Raw genomic sequence first — 22,482 nt, 5'->3', positions numbered from 1 at the left:
ATTTTCAGATAATTGAATAGTAATTTTATTTATATTCATTATTTTACTTGTAGTAATTATATTTTCTATAACTACATAAATCTTACCCCCTATATTTAAAGGCTTTCCAGACATTAATTATATTTTGAAATCCCCATAAAATATATTATTAAATCATTTTTGATATTTTGTTAACAATATATTGCAATGCTATTAAATGTTTATAATATTCCTTTAAAGATTCTTAGTATATAGTAATATCCTATATTTTAAAAAATAATGAATACAAGAACCTCTATTTATACTTTATTAACATATAGAAGTATTTAATTTAAAATTATATATAAAATAATTATAAATTTCAACAAAATTTTGACGTATTTTTTCAATTTTTCAATTTAAAGCTTTTCATCTTTTTTGCAAATAAAAACAGATGAGACTCCTCACCTGTTTTTCTATTTAACTAAATATTACTTTATTCTTTCCACTTTACTCCCTAATAAGTCTTGCATGAATAGCAAATCTGGCATCGTAAAACTCATAAGTACATGTAGAGAGAGTTAAGATTACGTCATCACTAGTTACATTAATGCCCACATCATGAGTGGACTTGTTTTTCAATGTGCTTAAAAATGATCCATAGTCTTCTTCATTTTCGAAATTTGTCCTGATATAGTTAAAGCTTGTATCTGTTATGTATACAGAGAAAATCTCCCACTTTGTAATTTTATTTAACGTGGTTAACTCAATAATAGGATGATTTATAAGAAAATCTTCTTCCTTATAGCTAGTCAATGTTTTAAACATGGAACCATCCTTCATATTATGTCCGTAAATAATTGTATTTAAATCTTCTTCATTTACTTTATTACGATAGTCCATGAAAATTGACCCTGAGGCTGAGGATTCTTTTTTTATATTATGGTTTAAGTAATACTCATTATCTTTACCTTTTACCACAGGATAATTTATATTAGTATCCTGAATTTTAATCCAACCAACTACTTCTGAATTTATTGCTAGTAAATCCTTAAAATTTATTTTTGCATCTTCCTTAGATTTAAGTTTTTCACTGTTATTTATATTGTTCTCACTAGTTTTTGTCTCTTGTGTATTATCTATATGCAATTCCTGCAACTGACTATTTAGTTTATTGTTACAGTAACTATTATAAATATAATGACTAATTTGATAAATACAATAAATCATCATAAGTGAAAGAATTATAATCTTAATGTTTCTGTAGAAAGTAATTTGTTGCTTTGTTTTATATTTCATACTAATGGCTCCTTTTAAAATAAAAGTTAAATGAGAAAATGCTTATTTTAGGCCCTTCGCATATTCTTCTTTAACATTATCCAGATTACTACAGGAGCTCCAAAAACTGATGTTACTGTACCTATGGCAAGTTCTGTAGGAGAAAAGGCTGTACGCGCAATCAAGTCACAAAAAGTACAAAATACTCCACCACATAAAAAGGTTGCAGGTATTATAATTATAGGTTTAGCTGTATTCATTATAAACTTTGTAAGATGTGGCACAGCTATTCCAACAAAAGATATAGGTCCAGCAAAGGCAATAACCGTTGCTGATAAAATACTAGAAAAAACTATGAGAAGTAACCGATATAACTTAATATTTATACCCATACTTTTTGCATAGCCTTCTCCTAATTGATAGGCTTCCATTGGTTTTGAAATCATAAATATACCAATCAGCGATGGAAATATAATTATTGATATGGTCTTAACATTTCCCCAATTTGCACCAGAAAAGCTCCCCATTGACCATGCTGTAAGATTTGCAATATCGCTTTCCATAGCAAAGGTGATGAAAAAATCTGTTATTGCTGAACAAATGTATCCAATCATTATACCAACCACTAAAAGCATGGCCATACTATTTACCTTTCTATCAGCCAGCATAACAAAGCCCATGGACACCATAGCACCAACAAAAGCAGCAAGAACCAAAATATAAGAGGGTACACTGTCAAAATGATTTATCATTACTATTAAAACGAAGCTAACAAACATTTTTGCACCAGAAGATATGCCTAAAACGAAGGGTCCCGCAATAGGGTTTCTAAAAAAAGTCTGCAATAAAAAACCTGATACTGATAGTGCTCCTCCTAAAATTGAAGCTGTCAATATTCGTGGTAATCTTATTTTCCAAATTATATCACTTTCCATTGTACCTACTTCAGTTTTCAGTAAAATTATTTCAAATATACGTCTTGGAGATATATCCACCGTTCCTGTGTTTATGCTCAGCACAATAGCTAAAATAAATATAGCTATAAAAAAAATAAATGCAAATTGATAACGAATTATTTTGCGTATATTATAATTCTTCATAAAATTCATTTCCTTTTCTTTTATTTTCGTAAATAATTAAATATATCTATGAAATACCTATGAAGGCCAAAGTTCTCAAATAATCCTGTCAATAAAAGCTATAAGTTAATTTTTGAGCCTATGGATATGCAAAACAATATTGATATTTCTTCGTTATAAATTCCAAACATCTCTTTAATTTAGGACGTGTTTATTCTAGCATTGATTAAAAATTGTGTCAAATCACAACCTTCATAATTTTAACAGTAACAACAGTAATAAACAACATTTGAAATTAACTTAAAATTCATCCTATTCACATTTTATTTAAAACTGTATTGACATTATCTAAACCTCTATGTTAGGATTAGGTGTAAAAATTAAATATACCATTTATGAGTGCCTTTTATAGGATAATAGGGAAGCTGGGTGAAAATCCCACACGGATCCGCCACTGTAAATGCAGAGTTACTTTTGATATATGCCACTGGATATTTATCTGGGAAGGTAAAAAGGTAGCGGTGAAGCATAAGTCAGGAGACCTGCTCAATAAACCTTCTTAAAGCTACGGAGATATAGCTATGAGGATTTAGTTCCTGATTTAAGTCATATATGATTTAAGTCATATTAAGTCATATATTATATTAGAGTTTCTGTAAATTCGGACAGTTTCTTACCATGTGTAAGAAGCTGTTTTTTTCGTTTAAAAATGATCTATGGATAAAGTGAGGCAGAAGGATATGTTTTTCGAAACTAAGGATTTAGCCGTTGGCTATAATGGAAAAGTGCTTATAGATAATATAAATATCAATATCAAAAAAGGACAGATAACTACCTTAATCGGTCCTAATGGTTCAGGAAAATCAACCATATTAAAGACTATAACAAAGCATTTAGAAAAGATTTCTGGGGTTGTATACATTAATAAAAAGGATATTAAAGCACTATCTGATAAGGATGTCGCAAAAAGCCTTTCAGTTGTTCTCACTGAACGTATTTCAACTGAATATATGACTTGTGAAGATATCGTTGGTTTAGGTCGTTATCCCTATACAAATAATTTTGGTACTTTGACCCAGTCTGATAAGGAGATCATTCAAGAATGTTTAGCACAGGTTGAAGCTACCGACCTAAAGGATCGAGACTTTTCAACTTTAAGTGATGGGCAAAAACAACGTATTTTATTAGCAAGAGCACTTTGTCAGCAACCAGAAATAATTGTATTAGACGAACCAACCTCATTTTTGGATGTGCATCATAAAATTAAGCTTTTGAATATTCTAAGAAAAATGGCAAAAGAAAAAAATATTTCCGTAATTATGTCCTTGCATGAAATTGATTTAGCACCTAAGATTTCTGACATGATTATGTGTGTTAAAGGAAGTAGAATAAAGTATTATGGAACTCCAGAAAATGTTTTTAAGGATAAAATAATTGAAGAATTATATGCGCTTGAAAGTGATCGATATAACTTACTCTTTGGCAGTATAGAACTGCCTAAAGTAATTGGTATTCCTGAGATTTTTATAGTTGCAGGAAATGGATGTGGTATTCCTTATTATAGAGAACTTCAAAAGAGAGGCTTACCCTTTCGCACAGGAATACTCTATGAAAATGACATAGACTATCAGGTTGCTAAATCTTTGAGCAGTGAGGTATATGTTTCAAAGCCATTTCAACCAATGGACAAGTTAACTTACGAGATTGCTTACACAGGCTTAAAAAGCTCTAAATATGTCATTGATGCTGGTACAGAAATAGGCGAATACAATAAATTTAATAAACAACTTATAGATGAAGCAAGAAATTTAAACATTATGGTGTTTAGTAGTTTACAAGATTTTTTTAATAAAGAGAATTAAAAAGGTTACTATAATAACTAAAATTCAATAACTAATCTATTGAATTTTTATTATAATATTTTTATTATTTTAAGGGGGATAAAAATGAAAAAATTATTAAAAAGTAAATTGGTTATGTTTATTATGATGATGGTATTAAGTATTTCTACATCATCTGTTGCCTTTGCAGCTGAAGAAATTGCAAATGGTAAGTATTCAATAGGTGTAACATCTAGTGCAGCTATGTTTAAGGTAGTAGATGCAAAGCTTAGCGTATTAGATGGAAAAATGTCTGCTGTTATTACTCTAAGTGGTACAGGATATTCAAAATTGTATATGGGAACAAAGGAAGATGCAGCTTTAGCAAGTGAAAATGATGCAATAAATTATGTAGTTGATGATAAGGGAATGTATACTTATAGTATTCCTGTATCAGCATTAGATACAGGAATAAATGTTGCAGCTTTTTCAATTAAAAATCAAACTTGGTATGATCGTACTTTGACATTTGATTCAAGTACATTAGTTTTAATTGAAGAAGGAAAAACTGAACAGCCAAAAGAAGAAGATGATAAGCCTGTTGAACAACCAAAGGAAGAAAACAAAAAACCTATCGAACAACCAAAGGAAGAAAATAAAAACCCACAAGGTGGAGATCAAAAGGTTAACCCAAGTACTAAGGGAGAAACCATTCCAAAAACTGGAGATAACAACTTAGTAATTATTTCTGCTATAGTATTAATCGCAAGTATAGGAATCCTTGTTAAAGATAGAAAAATAAATAAAGAAGCTTAATATTATTTTTAATAATCAAAACTTAATGGATGATGTAGGGGGATGAAGATGATGAGAAAGATTTCATTAATGGTTTTTACTATGTTGATTATGTTAACATTTACATTTAATGTCTATGCCGCCAACCCACCTTTAGATGGTAATTATAAAGTTGGGTTAACATTTACTGGTGGTACCGGCAGAGTTACCGCAATATCACCCACAGACCTTACTGTGTCAGGTGGTAAAATCACTGCAAAAATTATATTGACTAGTTCAAATTATACCTACATGATTGTTAATGGAACTAAATATAACAATACTGCTGCTACAGGTGAAAATTCAACTTTCATAATCCCTATATCAGCACTTGATACAGAAATAAATGTGACAGCTTGTACTGTAGCCATGAGCACTCCTAAAGAAATAGATTATACCATTAAGCTCTCAAGCCAAGGTACAATCGGTAAAGATAAGGGTGCAAATCAAAATTCAAATAAGAATAAAAATGAAAATACTACTAAAAATCCAGTAAATAGCGACACCAATAGTAAAAATACTAACGCAAAGGATACTAAGGATACTAAGGACAATAGTACAACAGAATCTCCCAAAACTGGTGAAGGCGAAGCTTCAAAGGTTGATAATGGTATTACTAATAGCTCTAATAATACTGAAAAAACCCCTAAGGAAAATGATACTAAAGAAGATAAGAAAGATTCTGCAGAAATTTCAAATGATAAAGAATTACCTAAAGAGTCTGCACAACTACAATCATCTTCACCATCCAATGATTCAAATTTATCTAAGATTATTATAGGTATAATAGTTATTATAGCTTTTGTAGTTATTGGAATCCTATTTAAGAAAAGAAAAATATCAAATAAATAGTAAGAAGGAGCAGGGAATGAAAAAGCAAATTATATCAATAGTATTGATATTAACAATGTCATTATTAATTCTAGTAGGATGTTCACCTAAATCAAATATAGATAAAAAAAGTAATGATGAAGCACCTATAGTTGGTAATTTGAAATTTGACCATAGTATGGATATTAAATATGCTGAGAATTTCAAGGTAGACTATTATGAAGGTGGATATGCCTTGCTTTCCCTCAGTAATAATACAAGATTTTTAGTAGTTCCTGAGAATATGAAAGTGCCCCAGGGCTTAGAAGAAGATATTAAGGTGCTACAGCAACCAATTTCAAATGTTTATTTAGTAGCAGCTGCTATTATGCCATTTTTTAATGATCTTGATTCTCTTGATGCTATAAGACTATCTGGAACAAAGCTTGAGGGATGGTATATTGATGAAGTAATTAAAAAAATGGAAGCAAGAAAAATACTATTTGCAGGTAAGTATAGTGAACCTGATTTTGAGCTCATTAAATCTGAAAACTGTAACTTATCAATTCAATCATCTATGATTACTCATGTTCCAGAAATCCAAGAAAAGCTTGAGGAATTAGGATTAACAGTGTTGATTGATCAATCGAGTTATGAGCCTCATCCTCTTGGTAAAACTGAATGGATAAAGTTTTATTCAGTACTGGTAGATAAAGAGGAGCTTGGAGAAGAACTATTTAACCAGCAGGCCAGGGTACTTGATGAATTAAAGGATATTGAAAATACCGGAAAAACAGTTGCTTTCTTCTTTGTTAATTCATCCAATAGCATATCAGCTAGAAATAGCCATGACTATATTCCTAAAATGATTAAGCTAGCAGGTGGAAATTATATATTCGAAAGCCTAGGAGACCCAACTAAAGCAATTTCCACCACTAAAATGGGAATGGAAGAGTTCTATGCCACAACAAAGGATGCAGATTATATTATATATAACAGCACCATTACTGGCGGAGTAAAAAACATAAAGGAACTTGTAGCTAAAAATGAATTGTTTGCTAACTTTAAAGCCGTAAAAGAAGGAAATGTATGGTGTACCGGTGCAGATTTTTATCAAAGTTCAAATGAATTTGGTACGATTCTAGGGGAATTTAATACAATCATTACGAATAATGATAAAAAAATTCCACAGCTAAAGCATTTTTATAAGTTAAAATAACGGAAAGTTAATATTAAAATAAAAATGTTAAATTTTATTTTCAACATTATGAAAAGCAACTTAACAAGAAATATATATAGCAAAAGAGAGATATCCAATTTTATGGTATCTCTCTTTTTTATGAGTAAAATTCTACGCTTATATTTTAAATTGCTGAACCACTTCATTTAATTGTTGTGCCAGTTCTGCTTGGCTTTGCGCAGTTTGAGCTACTTGCTCTATAGCTTTTGTGGTTTCATCCATGTTTTCTTTTATAGTCTCTGCTTTCTCACTAGATTCTTGAGCAGACTCAGCCATATTTTGAATGGCTTCGCTTACTTGTCCCACTGTAGCTGTAATTTCCTGTGACATAGATGCTATTTCTTCTGACATATTGCTTACAAAATCAGAATCAAAATGATATTGATTACCTGTCTCTTCATATTCGTCATAAGTTTTCATTATATCTACATCAATGAATTTTAATATGTCATTTCCCGTTTCTATACTTTTATTAAATATTTGTTTTACTGACTCTATAGTTTTTTGTATTTCTACTACAGCACCAGAAGATTGTTCTGCAAGTTTTCTTACTTCTTCTGCAACTACTGCAAACCCACGTCCTTGTTCTCCTGCTCTTGCAGCTTCGATAGCAGCATTTAAAGCTAGTAGGTTAGTTTGATCAGCTATAGATGATATTGTATCTGCCATAACCCTAATGCTATCTATTACAGAACTTTCTTCTATAACCTTCTTCATATTAGCTTCCTTTTGAATGTATAGTTCTTTTGCTATCTTTTTAATCTCTTTGCTATTCTCCTTTACCTTGCTAGCCCTCACTTTAGCATCACTTGCATTATTGCTTCCTTCCATAGCCTTTGAAGATAATATATTCACACTTGAATCCACTTCTTCAACAGATGCAGTTATCTCCTCTGTAGCAGCACCTGACTCCTGCATACCACCTGCAATAGTATTAACAGCTTCGTTAACATTTACAGTTTTAGCTGCCAATTCTTCAACAGTTGCTGAAAGTTCTTCCGCTGATGCACTTATATTTTCCGAATTCTCCATTATAATTTTTACGATAGAATGAATGTTTTCTGTCATCTTATTCAAATACTTACTCATTTCACCAAGCTCATCATTGCTTTTTAATTCTAGTTTTTCTGTTAAATCTCCATTTGCAATCTTCATAGCAAAAGCATTAACCTTTTTAATGTTCTTTCCTATGTAATTAGCAAAAAATAATATAAATAATACTACTATTACAATTGCAACTACTATTATTATACTTATTTTATTTCTTAGTGAATTAATTTGAAGATATACTTCTTCCTCAGGAATACATACAGCAATAATCCACTCTGTACCTTCTACGGTGCTATAATACACCTTTTGAACTCCTTTATCATCTGTAAATGTTCCGTGACCATTTTTATCAGTTAACATTTTTTCACCTAAGACTGACAATGTAGAATTTTCATCATCTTTTATATTAGTTTTCATAATTTTAGATTCATCTACATCTGCAACATATAAACCACTTTTATCTATTAAAAATGCTCTTCCTTCTGTACCTATTTCCATATTTTTTATATTATTTTGCAAAGTAGATAAATCTATATCTGCTGTGGTAACTCCTATAAAATTATTATTTGAATCGTGCATTGGACATGTAGCAGTTATCATAGAAACTTTCGCTACATCATCATAATAAGGTGATGACCATTCAACACTCTTATCAGTGTCCTGTCCTATTTTATACCAATCACCTGTTTTATAATCTGTCTTACTATATTCATCTGTATAAGTGCCTTTACCGTTCAACTTATATGCATAAGGTCCAAATAACTGAATATCTTTCTTATATTTAAATGGTTCAAACCAAACACCAGCTCCAAAGGTTTCATCATTTGTGTCAATTAAGCTTTCTAACACACCTTTATAATTTTCTTCAGTCAGCGATGATACAGAATTCTCAGCCACTTTAGCTAAACTTTCAGATATTTTCTGATGTCTCTCCAAACTCTTTTCAATTTCTTGCGACTTTTCATTTAATTTACTGTTCATGTTTATTTCGAGCTCACTATTTATTATCTTTTCTGCACTTGAATAACTCATATATGCCAGTACAGCCATAGAAGCTATTATTACAGGCATAAGTAACAAAATCATCTTTACCTTAATACTTTTAATTTTTATACCTTTAACCTTCACACCCTTAAACTTCATAATTTCAGCCTCCCTCATTTTTAGCTTATATTTTATAACATATTATTTTATTTATCGTATCAATTAATATATTAAAATAGTATAAGCTTAATATTTCTTGTTATTTCTTTAAATTGATTTTATTTTCACATACAAAAAGTAGTATAAAATACATATGCACTATTTTATACTACTTTTTGTTACTAAATTTTAATTTACTTCTTTATAAATAAATATGTGAAAATCCTATATTTTAAATTTTCTTATTACTTCATTAAGTTTCTCAGCTAATTCAGCTTGACTTTGTGCAGTTAATGCTACTTGCTCTATAGCTTTTGTTGTTTCATCCATACCTTCTTTTATTGTCACCGCTTCTTCACTGGATTTTTGTGATGCACCAGCCATATTTTGAATTGCATCGCTTACTTCTCCAACGGTGGCTGTAATTTCTTCTGACATAGCTGCTATGTCTTCTGACATTTTACTTACAAAATCTGAATCATTAAAATACTGATTACCAGTTTGTCCATAAGCATCTAATTGTTCTTGAACCCGTGTATTTATAAACTCTAATATGTCACTACCTGTATCAATGCTACTTTTAAATGCATTTTGCACTTTAACTATGGTGTCTTGAATATTTATTACTGCCTCTGAAGATTGTTCTGCAAGCTTTCTTACTTCCTCTGCTACAACTGCAAATCCTCTGCCTTGCTCCCCAGCCCTAGCTGCTTCTATTGCTGCATTTAATGCAAGTAGATTAGTTTGTTGTGCTATACCTCCAATAGTATCTGCCATAATCTTTATGCTATCTACTACTTTTCCATCTTCTATAGCCTTTTCCATATTGTTCTGCTTTATATCATATAAATTTCTTGTTTCCGCTATGGCCTTTTCACTATTACTTTTAACTTCAGTAGCTCTTCCTTTAAATTCATTTGCATTATTACTACCTTCCATTGCTTTTGAAGATAATATATTTATACTTGAATCAACTTCCTGAACTGATGCACTTATTTCCTCTGTTGTAGCACTTGACTCTTGCATTCCAGCAGTTATATTATTTACTGCTTCATCAATTGCTTCAGCTTTAGAAGATACTTCTTCAACTATAGCTGAAAGTTCCTCGGAGGATGCGGTCATATCTTGTGAATTTTCCATTATTAATTTAACTAAGTTACTTACATTCTCTTGGGCAGCATTTAACGCCAAGCCAGTTTGTCCAAATTCATCTTTTCTTGTAATAACAATTGGGATTGAAAAATCATAATCAGATAATCTCTTTGCAAATTCTTTTATTTTCATTAGCGGATTTACTATATTTTTACATAAAATATATGCCATAAATAATATGATTAAAAATGCTACTGTAGTATAGATTATTATTTGGTATCTAACTTTACTAAACTCGTCTATATTATTTTGATTAACTTGTTCAGCATTTTCTATGTTAATTTCAATACATCTCTCCATTTTTGCAAATGTATCAATTCTTAATGGTTCTACTTCTGAATTGTATAGCTTAACTGCTTCATCATAATCATTAGCTTTTACAAGCTCAATAACTTGATTTCTTTTCTCTCTATATTTTGCTAAATCCTGTTGATATCCTTCATAAAGTTTTTCCTCTTCTTGTGATATTACAGGTAATTCATCATACTCAGCTTGCAATATTATATCTTCATTTGTTAAATCATCTATAGTTTTTATTTGCTCATCTAATTTTGACCTATCCCTTTCAAAAACAATTTTAAGCATATTGGCAGTAATTTCACTTATATTTACTCTTATTCCTTCTAAATCTTTAACTGATACTAAATTATTACTATACATTTCATTTGCATTTTTGTTTATGGATGCACAACCTATTATTCCATATACACCTATCAGTACTATAAAAATGCATATTACTGAAAATATCGATATAAGTTTTTTCTTAACACCTAAATTAATAAAAAGTTTCATACTAACACACACACTTTCTTTTTTATTATAATTTCCTGTTACTTATTTCACCTTATATACTTGTCATAATTTAATTTAAATATAATTTGCATACTATTATATCTCACCAATTCTATATTTTACTATTGATTTACATCGTTTTCAATAAAAATATACAAATTTTATACATTTTTATTTTTATTCGACATTTAACCTAAATTATAATAAATAAACTTTTTTTCATGATAATAAATATTATGTATAATTATTCAAGTAAATTGGTGGTATTGAATTTCATTACCTCCTACTGTTTTTATTTTAATATTTCACTAAAAACTTATTAATAGTTTCTGATAAAATAATCCAATGGATTCATATTTATTTTTTTATTATGAATAATAATTATTTACTACTTCAGTATTTTAATTCTACTTACACTGACAACTTTTTTAAGATAAATAAATTATAGTATAAGAAAAAAGACTATGAGTTATTAATTTACATATCTCATAGTCTTTCTTCTTATATTGAAAAATTTAAAATTTATATCTTAAATTTTTGAATCATTTCATTTAATTGTTGCGCAAGCTCAGCCTGAACCTGTGCTGTTTGAGCTACTTGCTCTATAGCTTTTGTAGTTTCATCCATGCTTTCTTTTATAGTTTCTGCTTTTTCACTAGATTCTTGTGAAGATTCAGCCATATTTTGAATTGCTTCACTCACTTGTCCTACTGTGGCTGTAATTTCTTGTGACATAGCTGCTATTTCTTCTGACATATCACTTACAAAATCAGAATCAACATAGTATTGATTGCCTGTTTCTTCATATTCGTCATAAGTCTTCATTATATCTACATCAATGAATTTTAATATGTCATTTCCTGTTTCTATACTTTTATTAAATATTTGTTTTACTGTCTCTATAGTTTTTTGTATTTCTACTACAGCACCAGACGATTGTTCTGCAAGTTTTCTTACTTCTTCTGCAACTACTGCAAAACCTCGCCCTTGCTCTCCTGCTCTTGCAGCTTCAATAGCTGCATTTAAAGCAAGCAGATTAGTTTGAGCTGATATAGAAGATATAGTCTCTGCCATAACTCTAATATTATCTATTATAGAACTTTCATCTATTACCTTTTTCATATTAGCTTCCTTTTGAATATATAACTCTCCTGCTACCTGCTTTACCTTTTTGCTATTATCCCTTACCTTGCTTGCTCTTCCTTTAGACTCACTGGCATTATTACTTCCTTCCATAGCTCTTGAAGATAATATATTTATACTTGAGTCTACTTCTTCAATAGAAGCGCTTATTTCCTCTGTGGTAGCACCGGATTCTTGTACACCTTCTGCAATTATATTTACAGCTTCATTAACAGTTACAGTTTTAGCTGCTAATTCCTCAACTGTTGCTGAAAGTTCTTCTGCAAATGCACTGATATTTTCTGAGTTTTCCATTATTACTTTTACTAATCCATTTACATTTTCTTGTGCAATATTTAAAGCAATAGCTGTTTGTCCAAATTCATCTTTACTCTCTATACTAATAGGTGCTGAAAAATCATAAGAAGCTAATCGAGTTGCAAAATCTTTAATTATAATTAAAGGCTTTATTATTTTTTTACTTACAAAAGATGATAAAACTATTGCTACTATTAATGAGGCAATAAGTAAAATTATATTAATAGTTATACTCTTTACTAAGTCTTTTTTAATAATAGCTTCTTTTTCAGCTATTATTTTATCAATCTCATCTATATAATTTCCTGTTCCTATTACCCAATTAAAAGGTTCATATAATCTACTATATCCTCTTTTAAGTGATGCTTCTGTTTCTCCCGATTTTGGAAACCAATATTCAGTATATCCTCCATTCTCCTTTTTACCATTCTCTATTATTTCTTTCACAAGATATTTTCCTTTAACATCTTGTGAATTTAATCTATTTGTTCCTTCAGTTTTAGACCCTAAAAGCACAATATTTTCACCCTCAACAGTATCTATCCAAAAATAACCCTCTTCACCAAACTTCAACTCTCTTACTAAATCTGCACTTTGTTTCTTAGCTTCATCAACAGTTAGTTTACCTGTTTCAGTCTTTTTATTTATTGTATCTATCATACCAATTACAATTTCTACTTGTTCCTTAATTTTCATATCATAATCTTCATTTAAGATTTGTCTTTCGCTATCTAATAGTTTATTGCTAGTTTGAATATTCATATAAGACATAACTACACTTATAGTAATGGCTGTTATTAGAGTTATTATCACTGTTGCAATACTCATTTTAGAACTAACTTTTTTCATACCTTCAATTCTCATAATATCAACTCCTTCACACTTTGTTCATGTTTTATATATATTGTTTAATCTATCGTAACAATTCAGTTATAAGAATAGTGTAAAATTCAATTTTTATTGTATTTACTTCGCTATTGAACTTTTGCTTAAATAGTTTTCTATACATTATAAAAAAGATTGATTCAAATAACTATCTGAATCAATCTTTTTTAATTTAGAGTCATACCTCAATTCATTGAGGCTGAACACTATTTTCTTTTTAAATAATAGAATATTGGAAGACCAGCAAGAGCTATACCAATCCCTATTATAGAATTCAATGGTGCAGATACAATTGTACTATATAATATATAAATTCCTCCCAATATTCCCACCATTGGAATGAATGGATAAAGAGGAACTTTATATGGTCTTTTATCTGCAGGTATTTTTTTTCTAAGTCTAAATATACCAAAGACACCCATGACAAAGAATATCCATAAAACAAATATTAATAAGTCCGTAAGAGTATTAAATGTTCCTGAGAAAATATAAATAGTGGCTAATACGCCTTCAAGAATTAATGCATTAGTAGGAGTTCCAAATTTATTGTGTATTTTACCCAGTTGAGTTGAATAAGGCAATTGTTTTCTCTGTCCCATAGCTAACGGCACTCTAGCACCTGTTAATAAATATCCATTCATAGCTCCAAATACAGATATTATAATTCCTGCAGTTATAAATGCAGCACCACCTTTTCCAAATAGTGAAACTGCTACATCCGATGCTGGTGTTGTTGATGCAACTATATTTTCAATGGGCATTACATTAACCATTGCTATACTTATTAGTGCATATATAAATATAACCGAAGTAACTCCAAAAATAATTGCCTTAGGCATTTCCTTAGCAGGATTTTTTAATTCACCTGCTATGTTTGTAACACCTATCCATCCATCATAAGCCCATAAGGTACCCAATACTGCAGCTCCAAAACCAGCTCCTTCAGTCATAATGGTAACGGAGCGAAAATCATGAGTTTTACCACTAATTAAACCAAATATAATAATAGCAACTATTGGAACAAGCTTTCCCACCGTTGAAATAGTTTGAATTGCTCCCCCATATTTAGTACTAATTATATTCATGATTATTACAAACACTAAGATTCCCACTGCTAGAAGTTTTTGCTGGAAATTATTCATTGGAATAAAAAATGTAGCGTAAGTGGAAAAAGCTATGGCTAAAGCTGCTCCCGATGCAGGATAAGATATTACTGTTTGAACCCATCCTAATAGGAAACCCCATACGTCTCCATACAGCTCCTCAAGATAAACATATAGCCCACCAGTTTTAGGTATAGATGAAGCTATCTCTGCAATGGTAAGAGCAGAAGCTAAAGTTATAATACCTCCAACTACCCAAGCCATTATACCCATTATAGGTGAGCCTGCATCATTAAAAACAATACCTGGTTTTAGGAATATTCCAGAGCCTATTATCATTCCAACTACTATTGCAATGGCTTCAATATATGTTATTGTCTTCTTTTGTGTTTTTTCTATCATATGTTCCTCCTAAATAGCTTTTTATAGCTTTATTATATCTTACAATTTGTTTTTTATGCTTAAGGCTTAATGTTATAAATTTCTATACTGCCATTAGAAATCAAATTTTTAACACCTTATTTTTTTGTGTAATTTAACAAAATGTATTTCTTTTATATCAATTTTACAACTTAAAATCATGTACCTTATATTTTAAAAAATTTTTGCTAATTAGTCTAGTGTAAAATCACTTATATAAGAAAAACTATGCATAAAAATTTTTATTGATAATTTTTTATTAGAATGAATAATATATTTTTTTTTGCAAATTATAAGTTAAGTAGGAGGTGATATGTAATGGAAAACAACAATTGTAGAAATAACAACAATAATAACAATAACCAAAACAACAAAAACAACAAAAATAATAAAAATAACAACAATAACAACAATAACAACAATAACAACAATAACAACAATAAATAATAATATTTCACAGACACAACTTATGGGAACAAAGGAATTTGTTTCTACACGTAAGAAAGTGGCAACAAAATCAGTATTAGCTGGCTTTGTTGCCACTTTTATTATAATAAAGTAATAAAAAAGTTATTTAGTTTTAAATCAAAAACCTGTTCCTAAAAATTATTGTAGCTAGTCTTCTGGTTTATAAACCACTTCACCATCAATTATAGTATACAAAGTTTTCGTAAATATCTCCATGGGATTGCCATCAAAGATTGCAATATCAGCATCCTTTCCAACTTCAATACTTCCAACTCTATGTGATACATTACATATTTCAGCTGCATTTATTGTAATTGCTTTAAGTCCTTCATCTATACCCAATCCTTCTTTTGCTGCAAATCCAGCACAAATTGCCAAATCTTGTATTCTTGTAACAGGATGGTCTGTAGTAATAGCTACCTTTACACCTGCCTTATGCAACAAGCCTGCTGTTTTAAAATCCATATTTTGTGTTTCTATTTTATTACGTACTGATAGCGTTGGCCCAATTATAGCTGGGAATCCAGACTCCTTTATCTCTTCTGCAATTAAATGTCCTTCTGTACAGTGATCAAGGGTCATTTTTAATCCAAATTGTTTAGCTATGCGTATTGCAGTTAGAATATCATCCGCTCTATGTACATGTGCTTTTAAAGGTATCCTTTTATCAAATACAGGTAACCAACACTCTTTTCTAAATTCTTCATTAAAATCATTGTCCTCATTACCTGATTGTTGAGAGTTTTTCTTATTTTTATAATATTGCTGAGCTTCAAACAACTCTTCTCTTAAAAGAGCAGCTATGGACATACGTGATGTTGGCATCTTATCTTTGTCATTATAATTTGATTTTGGATTTTCTCCAAATGCAACCTTCATTGCAGCAGGTTCCAGAACAACCATATTATCTATTGCTCTACCGTGAGTTTTGATAAATACAAACTGACCACCCACCACATTTGAACTTCCTGGTCCAACCATTACTCCAGTAATCCCAGCACTCAAAGCCTTGTGGAAAGTGGAATCCATAGGGTTAATAGCATCTAAGGCTTTAAGGTAAGGTGTAACTGGCTCAGTCATTTCATTGCAATCATTACCTTCGAAACCTTTTCTTTCTTCTTGAATACCAATATGACTATGAGCTTCTATTATTCCGGGCATAACTATACAATTACTTGCATCAATGACTTGAGAAATATCACTGTTATCTTCATCAATGTATTCTCCTACCTTTATAATTTTTTTCCCATCTATTAAGATACATGCCTTATCATAATCTACACCAGCCATGGTCAATATTTTACCATTTTTAATTAATAACATAATCTTCTCCTTTCTAACATATAATAATCATTTGAAATTATAGCTAAACAACTCTAATTTCATCTTAATCTAAATACATTTCTTAGCTAGACTTATCTCTTATCTAAGTATTTATATTTTGTAGGATTTTAAATAATTATTCATAATATTTTAAAGTTAAATATTACAAAAAACTTTCTTTAGATATTGAACTTTAAATCCACTTAATGTAAGTAATAGTTGAGAAGGAAGATAAAATAACCATATTAAAAAACCCAGAAAAAATTTTATGTTGCCTCCTGCTACTATATTATAGAGTCCCACATTTAAATCACACATAAAAAATAAAAACATACCTAAAGCAATTATCCATGAAGTTTTTTGAGAATATTTACCTCTAGTTATGGTACTCACTGAGCAGTAAAGACTAGTAATTAATAAAGATGCATATATAAGTGCTAGAACAACAAGATTCTTTTCTATTGATGCTATTTCTATTTTTAATGAAACTGTTAAGGCTATGGACAATGATACTATAAAAAACATTAAATTTTTATATTTACTATTTTCCATAATACTATGCCTTATTATGTAAGTTATTTGAACTAGAGAAAAGAAAAAAACTCCCATTATATAATTGCCGGAAATTGCAAGAAAATAATCTGCAATTAAGGTAAATAGCCGAGCAAGCTGAACTAAACTTTTATCTCTTTTGCTATATCCATGGGATTTAATTAATAAGGATATGATAAAGCAAAGCACTATAGCTGAATATTTTAACGTCACTGAATATGTGTTTTTTAAATCTTTGGTTATAAAATCAATACATAAAAAGATAAAGTAAATTATAATTATTGTGTTAGAGCTAATTTTTATAAGATTTTTATTGCTTATAAGTTTATCCATTTACATCACCCAAGTTTATTTATTTGCATTAACTGAGATTTATATTATTCCCTTTAATTGCTTTTCATACTATTTGAATAAACCTTACATATGCAAAAAAACTAGTAAGGATTTTCCCTACTAGTCTATTTGTTATTAATTTTTCTTTATTAAAGATGCTGCTTCTGTCTTTCCCTCTAGAATATAATTAAAAGGAAAAGCAAATTGGAGATATTTAAATACCCACTTATTATTTTCTTTAATAAGTACACCCTCTAATCTAAATGGCCATATACAATTTTCACCTTTAGCATTTTCTTTGAAGGTTTCAGCAATTCTTCTTCTAATGTTAAAAAGCTTTTCTTTATCATCTAAATCCTTATTAAATATATCCTTTATTTTATTAACTGTATTTTCAAAGGATTCTTCTTCTGAAATAACTTTTTCCATAGTACCTCTTATTACTACCCAAGCTATATCCCCATTAAAATCAACCATAGAATTTTCACTGTCTAGCTTCATCTCATCATAGCATCCTCTATGACTCTTAATTAACTTCTTAATTTCTTCTTTACTAGTGAATAATTCTTTATCTGTATTAGCAACAAATATATTATTAGAAGAAAAATATTTATCAATTATCAAATTTAATTCCATATTCTTATCTAGATACTCACTATTAAAGTCTTTTATTAAATCTATTATTTCATTTTTCATTAACTTATTTTTATGATAAGCTTCTTCTAGTTCCTTTATTTTTTTATTAACCTGAGTTCTATCACAACTATCTTTATATTCCCTTACATCTGGTAGATGTCCAACTACAGGTAAAGAAAACTGCATATGTTTTATAATCCATCTATTTTCTTTTTTTATTAATATAAAGGAAATACGTATATCCCATAGATAATCTCTTTCTATATCATCCCTTTGATTTAATAAATGGCATAAGGACCAATTAATTTCTGTTAATTTAACCTTATTAGATTTTTTACTTTCATCAGAACTTTCATCAAAATATTCTTTAATATATCCTAAATAACGTGTATATGTGTCACTTCTACTGTTAAACGAATATTTCACTGTAGCTGGAGTATAAATTATAGCTGTATTTTCAAGTTCCATTACAGTAGCCTCATTAGCTATAACTCTTAAATCTCCCCAATATTCCCAGTCACTTAAAAATATATCCTTAACTTCCTCATATCCAATACACCACTCGTCATCACATGTACCTACTATAGTTACACTTTCATCCTTATCAAATAATTTATCCATAAAGCTATCTATTTCATTAATATCCCTTTTAACATAGGCTTCATTAAATATATTTAATATTTCCTTAAATTCATTATTTACTTGATTTTTCATATACTCATACCCCTTATCCTATTTATTTTTCATTTTTACCTATCTAATTTAAAGGGTTAGATGTTTTACCTCTTCAACTAAATTAAAAAAGGCTGTAATAAAGCAACGCCTCATTACAACCAAAATATCTACAATATTTTACACAACAAAATAAATATACTATATAAAGTGTAAAAAAGATTTTAATTTTAGTTCTATAAACTTCACATTACTTACTTGTAAATTTTCTAAAGAAGCACAACAAATAGACCTAAATAATTAGGTAGTTAAGACTTCTTTTAGTATTAATTTTTACATTAAAAATTAATTAACAAGTAGCAATAATCACTTTATAGCACCTCCCATATGTTATGTGTAAATTTTACCATGGAAAACTTATAAAGTAAATAAAAATTATATAATACTTATACATTATTATCCATTAATCCTAGATGATAAATTTTTTTAGCTATATCACTAGGACTGTCTTTACTTGTATCTACATGTAACTTTGCAGTTATGTCTTTCCATTCAAGTAACTGCTTGTCTATCATACTTTCTACTGGCTTTGGTAAAACTCCATTCATCCTTTTTGCAAATCTAGATTTTATTATTTCTGCATCAGCTGTAAAATTTATAGTAATAGCATCGTTAATGAATTTAAGTTTTACTAAATCCTTTTTTTCTGAGATTACATAGATTATTGATTTGGAGTGTATATCTTTGTTATTACAACCTTCTTTCAATATTTCCTCAAATAGTTTCCATGCATTATTTTCATTTTTGTCCATACGTAAATAATCTTTTCCACTGTAAATCTGTGCATCTGTAAGTTTTTTTAATTCTTCTGCTGCTGAAGATTTCCCCGAACAGCTTGGCCCCATAAATATAAATAACATAAATTCCCCTCCTAAAAAGTTTAATATAAACAGAGCTCTTTACTCCCACTTTGAAGAATATTGGAGTATTAGAGCTTGTAGGCATGGGATAAACAGTATCTGTTAACCTACTATACTAAGTGTAAAATATATCCATGCAAATAACAATCCTTTATATGTTATTATTTGTTAATTTATTCAAATATTTTTTTAGTTTTATCTTTTTTCTTAACTACATTGATATTATTCACACGAATATTGCATACTCATTTTAAAATCCTTCAAAATTCAATTATATATATCAAAAGTTTTATACATTCAACATCCATATCTACAACCAATGCCAATGTGCACTATTACTAGATTAACACGCAATTCAGTAATACTGTATCGATTTTAAAATATTTCATATCCATTTTTCACTTTTCCAATAATTGCAGTTTGACTTTTGTTTTTATTCATTATATAATTTTACTCACCATATAATTCTATAATTTTAGGTAAAAATTTAATTTATATAATAAAAATCATTAGAAGGGATTGGTAAAATGAAAAAAGGCAAAATAAGTTTATCAACAAAAATATTTATCGGATTAATCTTGGGTTTAATAACAGGTATTATATTCAACTTTATTCCACAGGGTTTCATTCGTGATGAATTATTAATTAATGGGGTTTTCTATTTAGTTGGACAGGCATTTTTAAAAGCTATTATGATGCTTGTAGTACCTTTAGTTTTTATTTCTCTAGTCAACGGAGCTGCCAGCATGGGAGATATTAAAAAGTTAGGTAGAATTGGAGTAAAAACAGTTTTATTTTACTTAGCTACTACAGCTATTGCCATTTCAATTGCATTATCACTGTCTACAGTATTTAAACCAGGTGTAGGATTAAATTTATCAAATTCTAGTTTAAGTGAAGTTACTATCAAAGAAGCTATACCATTAGTTGAAGTTATCCTTGATATGATACCGAACAACCCTATTGCATCCATGGCAAACGGGAACATGCTACAAATTATTGTATTTGCCATGTTAATAGGTGTAGGATTATCTACTTTAGGTGAGAAAACTAAAATGATAACAAATCTTTTCCAACAATTAAATGACCTTATTATGAAAATCGTAGACTTCGTAATGATAATTGCACCCATTGGAGTATTTGGTTTAATCGCTCGTACCTTTGCCACTCAAGGTTTTGATGCAATGATACCTTTAATAAAATATATGTCATTAGTTTTAATAAGCTTACTTATTCATGCTACTATTGTTTATGGTGGTCTATTAAAATTATTTACTAGATTAAGTCCTATAAGATTTTTCAAAAAATTCTTCCCAGCCATTTCAGTAGCTTTTTCTACCTCAAGCAGTAGTGCAACCTTACCAGTATCCATGGAAATCGCAGAAGAAAATTTAGGAATCTCAAAGGATGTTGCTTCCTTTACATTACCACTAGGGGCAACTATTAACATGGATGGAACTGCTATTATGCAGGGTGTAGCTACCGTATTTATTGCTCAAATTTATGGTGTTGATTTAACCTTAAGTTCTTTCTTAACTGTTATTTTAACAGCCACCTTAGCTTCAATTGGAACAGCTGGAGTACCTGGTGTAGGAATGATTATGTTATCCATGGTATTACAATCAGTAGGTTTACCAGTGGAAGGTATAGCTTTAATCATGGGTATTGATAGGATTCTAGATATGGCAAGAACCTCTGTCAATATCACCGGTGATGCAGTATGCACAATGATTGTAGCAAAGGCTGAAGGAGAATTTAATGAAGAAATCTTCAATTCTGAAACTATAAAAAACAAATCCCTATAGTAATATAATTCTCTTTGTTATATCTGCTATATATACTAAACAGGTTAACACCTAAATTGGGTGTTAACCTGTTTTTTTAGTATACTGCTTAAATTCCAATATTACTTCATTTACTAGTATAAAATAATTGGTTCTACACAAAATATAATCGGAGGTGCAGTATTATGGAAATAACATTATCACAAAAAGAAAGAACTTTACTAGAGGATCAAAAAAAACATGAGGAAATTTGCATTGAAAAGTATACAAATTATGCAAATCAAGCTAAAGACAGTCAGTTAAAAGATATTTTTAATGCCAATGGACAATCAGAAAGAACCCATCTAGGTAGCATCAATCAATTATTAAGTGGTCAACTTCCTCAAATGGGTCAGCAACAACAAGGTCAACAAAATCAGCAAAGTCAAAATCAAAACTCAGGACAAAATATGACAGCTCAAGGTTCCACAACAAATACAAATAATATGCAATCAGGAGGAGTTAATTTATCCGATGCTGATATGTGTACAGATTTATTGATGACAGAAAAATATGTGTCAGGAACCTATGATACTACAATATTCGAATTTAGAGATACTAGAGTTCGTGATGTATTAAATCACATACAAAAGGAAGAACAAAAACACGGAGAAGCTATTTTCCAATACATGGAGAAGAATGGCATGTATAACGTTCAATAGCCTTAGGATTGTATCCAAATTATCTCTAGTAATATAATATAAAAAATCATGGATAGCTCAGTACAAATAACTGATATCTATCCATGATT

General features: G+C 29.5%; 17 protein-coding genes and 1 riboswitch. Of the genes, 7 read left to right on the top strand and 10 right to left on the bottom strand.

Going from position 1 to position 22,482, the window contains the following annotated elements; genetic code table 11:
• Window positions 1-468: 468 nt before the first annotated feature.
• Both srtB and IO99_RS11300 read right to left on the bottom strand, forming a co-directional pair.
• Window positions 469-1,257 (bottom strand): class B sortase, encoded by a 789-nt coding sequence (gene srtB, locus IO99_RS11305; RefSeq protein WP_051824064.1) that lies wholly within the window; start codon window positions 1,255-1,257, stop codon window positions 469-471.
• Between the two features lie 47 nt (window positions 1,258-1,304).
• Window positions 1,305-2,336, bottom strand: a complete 1,032-nt coding sequence (locus IO99_RS11300) for a FecCD family ABC transporter permease (RefSeq protein ID WP_242844122.1) — start codon at window positions 2,334-2,336, stop codon at window positions 1,305-1,307.
• Between the two features lie 359 nt (window positions 2,337-2,695).
• Window positions 2,696-2,879, top strand: a riboswitch (cobalamin riboswitch).
• A gap of 176 nt (window positions 2,880-3,055) precedes the next feature.
• On the opposite strand from IO99_RS11300, the gene IO99_RS11295 reads away from it, so the two are divergent.
• The 4 genes from IO99_RS11295 to IO99_RS11280 all read left to right on the top strand — a co-directional run bounded on the left by IO99_RS11295 (window position 3,056) and on the right by IO99_RS11280 (window position 6,998).
• Window positions 3,056-4,177 (top strand): ABC transporter ATP-binding protein, encoded by a 1,122-nt coding sequence (locus IO99_RS11295; RefSeq protein WP_242844121.1) that lies wholly within the window; start codon window positions 3,056-3,058, stop codon window positions 4,175-4,177.
• A gap of 84 nt (window positions 4,178-4,261) precedes the next feature.
• On the top strand, window positions 4,262-4,951 hold the full coding sequence (locus IO99_RS18435) for an LPXTG cell wall anchor domain-containing protein (protein WP_051824062.1): 690 nt from the start codon (window positions 4,262-4,264) through the stop codon (window positions 4,949-4,951).
• 48 nt (window positions 4,952-4,999) lie between these two features.
• Window positions 5,000-5,821, top strand: a complete 822-nt coding sequence (locus IO99_RS18430) for a hypothetical protein (RefSeq protein WP_051824061.1) — start codon at window positions 5,000-5,002, stop codon at window positions 5,819-5,821.
• Between the two features lie 16 nt (window positions 5,822-5,837).
• Window positions 5,838-6,998 (top strand): ABC transporter substrate-binding protein, encoded by a 1,161-nt coding sequence (locus IO99_RS11280; RefSeq protein ID WP_035133462.1) that lies wholly within the window; start codon window positions 5,838-5,840, stop codon window positions 6,996-6,998.
• Between the two features lie 138 nt (window positions 6,999-7,136).
• Here the strand turns inward: IO99_RS11280 and IO99_RS11275 are convergent, their stop codons facing one another.
• The 4 genes from IO99_RS11275 to IO99_RS11260 form a co-directional block, all read right to left on the bottom strand.
• Window positions 7,137-9,212: a methyl-accepting chemotaxis protein gene (locus IO99_RS11275; RefSeq protein ID WP_242844120.1), complete on the bottom strand. Its 2,076-nt coding sequence runs from the start codon at window positions 9,210-9,212 to the stop codon at window positions 7,137-7,139.
• 225 nt (window positions 9,213-9,437) lie between these two features.
• Complete coding sequence (locus tag IO99_RS11270; protein ID WP_035133448.1) at window positions 9,438-11,156, bottom strand: methyl-accepting chemotaxis protein; 1,719 nt, start codon at window positions 11,154-11,156, stop codon at window positions 9,438-9,440.
• 522 nt (window positions 11,157-11,678) lie between these two features.
• A complete protein-coding gene (locus IO99_RS11265) occupies window positions 11,679-13,460 on the bottom strand; it encodes a methyl-accepting chemotaxis protein (RefSeq protein WP_242844119.1) in 1,782 nt (593 codons plus the stop codon).
• Window positions 13,461-13,687: 227 nt separating this feature from the next.
• The gene (locus IO99_RS11260; protein WP_035133447.1) at window positions 13,688-14,986 is read right to left on the bottom strand and encodes an APC family permease; all 1,299 of its coding nucleotides are present in this window, start codon (window positions 14,984-14,986) and stop codon (window positions 13,688-13,690) included.
• Between the two features lie 336 nt (window positions 14,987-15,322).
• On the opposite strand from IO99_RS11260, the gene IO99_RS19660 reads away from it, so the two are divergent.
• Window positions 15,323-15,451, top strand: coding sequence for a hypothetical protein (locus tag IO99_RS19660; protein ID WP_278245243.1), 129 nt, complete (start codon window positions 15,323-15,325; stop codon window positions 15,449-15,451).
• A gap of 168 nt (window positions 15,452-15,619) precedes the next feature.
• Here IO99_RS19660 and IO99_RS11255 read toward each other — a convergent pair whose 3' ends face one another.
• The 4 genes from IO99_RS11255 to IO99_RS11240 form a co-directional block, all read right to left on the bottom strand.
• Window positions 15,620-16,795: an amidohydrolase gene (locus tag IO99_RS11255; RefSeq protein ID WP_035133446.1), complete on the bottom strand. Its 1,176-nt coding sequence runs from the start codon at window positions 16,793-16,795 to the stop codon at window positions 15,620-15,622.
• Between the two features lie 156 nt (window positions 16,796-16,951).
• Window positions 16,952-17,680 (bottom strand): hypothetical protein, encoded by a 729-nt coding sequence (locus IO99_RS11250; protein ID WP_035133445.1) that lies wholly within the window; start codon window positions 17,678-17,680, stop codon window positions 16,952-16,954.
• 135 nt (window positions 17,681-17,815) lie between these two features.
• Window positions 17,816-19,030, bottom strand: a complete 1,215-nt coding sequence (locus IO99_RS11245; RefSeq protein WP_035133443.1) for a nuclear transport factor 2 family protein — start codon at window positions 19,028-19,030, stop codon at window positions 17,816-17,818.
• A gap of 404 nt (window positions 19,031-19,434) precedes the next feature.
• Window positions 19,435-19,908 (bottom strand): hypothetical protein, encoded by a 474-nt coding sequence (locus tag IO99_RS11240; RefSeq protein WP_035133441.1) that lies wholly within the window; start codon window positions 19,906-19,908, stop codon window positions 19,435-19,437.
• A gap of 527 nt (window positions 19,909-20,435) precedes the next feature.
• On the opposite strand from IO99_RS11240, the gene IO99_RS11235 reads away from it, so the two are divergent.
• Entirely contained in the window at window positions 20,436-21,713 is a 1,278-nt protein-coding gene (locus IO99_RS11235; protein ID WP_035133438.1) for a dicarboxylate/amino acid:cation symporter, read from the top strand.
• Between the two features lie 164 nt (window positions 21,714-21,877).
• Entirely contained in the window at window positions 21,878-22,393 is a 516-nt protein-coding gene (locus IO99_RS11230) for a spore coat protein (RefSeq protein WP_035133436.1), read from the top strand.
• Window positions 22,394-22,482 lie beyond the last annotated feature (89 nt).

This window comes from Clostridium sulfidigenes (assembly GCF_000732635.1).
Lineage (GTDB): Bacteria > Bacillota > Clostridia > Clostridiales > Clostridiaceae > Clostridium_J > Clostridium_J sulfidigenes.
The sequence above is the reverse complement of the archived record's forward strand: the minus strand, read 5'-3'. Positions and strand labels throughout refer to the sequence as shown.